Origin of the sequence: Bradyrhizobium sp. 76 (assembly GCF_023073025.1) — a bacterium.
GTDB lineage: Bacteria > Pseudomonadota > Alphaproteobacteria > Rhizobiales > Xanthobacteraceae > Bradyrhizobium.
This window is the reverse complement of the sequence record NZ_JADPIS010000022.1, coordinates 1-2,995: the sequence shown is the minus strand read 5'-3', so window position 1 is coordinate 2,995 and position 2,995 is coordinate 1. Positions and strand designations below refer to the sequence as shown.

Annotated in this window: 4 protein-coding genes; 2 read left to right on the top strand and 2 right to left on the bottom strand. The window is 58.1% G+C overall.

The features are described from left to right. Window positions 1–164: 164 nt before the first annotated feature. On the bottom strand, window positions 165–707 hold the full coding sequence (locus IVB48_RS07475; RefSeq protein ID WP_247399038.1) for a DUF4142 domain-containing protein: 543 nt from the start codon (window positions 705–707) through the stop codon (window positions 165–167). Window positions 708–1,070: 363 nt separating this feature from the next. On the opposite strand from IVB48_RS07475, the gene IVB48_RS07470 reads away from it, so the two are divergent. Then, on the top strand, window positions 1,071–1,793 hold the full coding sequence (locus IVB48_RS07470) for a hypothetical protein (protein WP_247399036.1): 723 nt from the start codon (window positions 1,071–1,073) through the stop codon (window positions 1,791–1,793). A gap of 53 nt (window positions 1,794–1,846) precedes the next feature. Here IVB48_RS07470 and IVB48_RS07465 read toward each other — a convergent pair whose 3' ends face one another. Continuing rightward, entirely contained in the window at window positions 1,847–2,209 is a 363-nt protein-coding gene (locus IVB48_RS07465; RefSeq protein ID WP_247399034.1) for a hypothetical protein, read from the bottom strand. A gap of 230 nt (window positions 2,210–2,439) precedes the next feature. Between IVB48_RS07465 and IVB48_RS07460 the strand changes: the two genes are divergently transcribed. Beyond that, on the top strand, window positions 2,440–2,973 hold the full coding sequence (locus tag IVB48_RS07460; protein ID WP_247399031.1) for a cytochrome b: 534 nt from the start codon (window positions 2,440–2,442) through the stop codon (window positions 2,971–2,973). The last annotated feature ends 22 nt before the right edge of the window (window positions 2,974–2,995 follow it).

Below are 2,995 nucleotides of genomic sequence, written 5' to 3'. Positions count from 1 at the left end.
CTTCGCAGCCAAGGACCGAGTAGCACCCAGCTTTATACGGGAGGTCGCCTGTTTGCCTCAGAGTGGAAGTCTTCGCGATCAGCCCCCGCCTGCCCGCTGATATCTTCATGCTTGGGTACGCTTGATCCGCGCGGCGCCGCTGGACAGCAGCACCGGCTCGCCTGTCAAAGGCTTGCCTTGACGGCTTTGGCCAAACGCGCGTGCTGCTGCAGGATAGGCAGCGTTTCGGCTGCGAAGCGCTTTACGCCTTCGTTCTGTGTGGTTTTTTCGATGTCAGAGAATTTCTTGATATCATTCGCATGGTCTTCAATCTGCGCTTTCAAAAATTCGTTGTCGAAATCTGCCGCTTTAGTCAGTTGCATTTTCGACAACGTCTTATCGCCTTCTTCGCCATTGCCATTAGGCAACTCTATTTGTTCACCGTTCGCAAGTGCGGCCAAACGACTCTCTACGCCAACGTGGTCGTTGACCATAAGGCGGGCAAACGCTTTGAGCGCGAGATCATGCGCTTTCTTCTCCGCAAGAATACAAAGTTGAATTTCGGCTTGATTGTCTTCGGCTGCGTAACTCAGAAACTGCTTATCTTGACCGCTTAGTGGCTGTCGTCGCGCGTCGTCGCTTGGAGGTCCGCTTTGTGCCAAAGCCGCCGCTCCAGATGCGATCAAAACCGCTGTTGTGACTGCAATTATTCTGCTGGTTGCGTTCATGGCCTTTCCGATCACCCTTAAACGTCGCTTTTTGAACATGCCGGGCACATTAAGGTTCCTGCCGAAGCTAGAGGAGGACGACCATCGGCAGCCAAGGCGAAGCGAGCGGTTCTACAAGCTCATCGATTGGTATTGTGGTCCATGACCGTTGTTGGCCGTTCGAGACATGCCGTCCGGATCTATAGATATCCGCTTATCCGATCAGACGCCTCGTGGGCAAACGGACGAGATTGACCGAGAGTAGAACTGGGGTGCCAGCGCGGCGGTTGCGACGAACCTGAGACGCACCGGCCCTCTCAAGGATGGAACCACGGTACCGCTTGCTGGTTTGAGTTCCGCAGCACCTGACGCCCGGGGGGTATGATGAGTAAAGTCAAATATCGCCTGAATAACCCACGTTTGGCACCACGCCGGACCAAACTTGAGATTCCAGGTTGGGCCGGGAAGCGCGACCCGCGCGCCGACGGTTCGCGCGAGCAGGTCTGGCATTGTGTGCCGTTTTCGGAGGGCGCACAGTACGGGATCGAGTTATTCTACCCCTACGACTTTGAGCTTCACGTCAGCACCACAGGGGACCATTTGAACTTCGATGCGGATTGGGGCGAGCCGCCGGACGGCGGGGCCGAGTGGCCGCCATTTCGGAAGTTCGGCGATGCCTTCTACACCTATCAAATCCTGCTCGACCTCAAGGTCGAGAAGGGTTTGGCGGTTCGCACCGAACCCCATCCGCGGTTCTATACCGACCGCACCGGTACCGTGCCGGTCGCGATACCGGCTCTGATCCGAAATTGGTGGCCGATGCTTTTCTTTTGCGTCTTCAAGGCGCCTGTCGAGGGGCAAACCCATATCTTCAGGGCGAACGAGCCTTTCGCTCAGCTGATCGTAATCCCGGAGGAAGCCAATTTCGATCTCGAACCGATGAGCGAGGAGGAATGCGCCGAGCGCGAACTGCAATCGCGGCGCATCTACGCCAACCGGCCCAACCTGGCGGCCGGGACCGAGTGGACGTCCGATACCAACACCGTGTTTGACGGCACCTACCGGCATTTGCACCGCGCCGCGAAGGAAAAGGCCCGGCGGGAATAGGACAAAAAACAGGACCCGGAGGTCCTGTCTGATCAATGTCGGTCGCGCGCAGATCAATAGTCGCGGCGATAGAAACTGTGATGGTGGTGATGGTGGTGGTGATGGTGTCGGCGATACCGGGGCACGACGACGACGCGCGGATAGTAGCTGTGATGGTGACGATAAAAGCTATGGTGATGATGGTGGTGGTGATGATGGTAGAATTGGGCGAGCTGGACGTTCCCGGTCGTCTGAACTGGCGTAGATTCGTCAACCGCCTGAAGCAGGGCGACAGCGTTCGGGATCGGCTCCAGCAAGTCGGCGAATGAATTGGCGTGCAAAACGTCCGCCGCAGCCGGCGCAGGGCCAGCATCGGCGGCGGTAAACGAGCCGAGCGTCGCCACTGCCCCCAATAGTCCAGCGATCTTCTTGTCCATGGCTACTCCTTCGGTTCATGGGCGCCTGGCATACGGCCGGGTAGGCCGCAAACGCCACGGATTGCCGAATGTTCCCGGAAGCAGCTGGATCAATCGTCGATCGTGCGGCCCCGCGCGCCATCATGGCTATTGGGAACGACAGATGGCGGTATCTGTTGTGCCGGGCGCCGTATCGCCCTACCTGCTGGAAAGTCAGCACGCAGCGCGTCTTCCAGATCGAGTAGGGCCTTATGACTGATCGGCTGCACTACGGTACCCCGGCCAAAGTCCTCCATTGGCTCGTCGTCGTCCTGCTGGCTGTTCAGTTCTCGCTTGGTTGGCTTATGCCAGACGTTCATGCGGGTCCGCCGGGCAGGGCCATGACGCTCCATATCTCATTGGGTCTGACCATCCTCGCGTTGATCTTGCTACGGCTTGTCTGGCGTATCACCCATCCGGTGGCGCCGGAGAGTTCACTCCCCCCGTGGCAGCGAGTGTCCTCGGAGGCGGTGCATTGGCTACTTTATGTCCTGGTTCTCGCTGCAACCATGACAGGGTGGCTGTTCGCATCGTTCCGGGGTTGGTCGGTCTCCTATTTTAATCTGATCCCTCTGCCGATGCTGGCCGAGAAAAACCCGGTCGCGATCCATCAGATCGACGGCTGGCATCAGATTGCGGAGTGGGCGTTGCTGATCGCAATCGGCGTTCATGTGGCCGCAGCCTTCGCCCACATTTTCATTTACCGCGACGGCGTCATGCAACGAATGCTGCCAAGTCGTCGGTGACCTTGCGAGTGGTCTCTTGTTG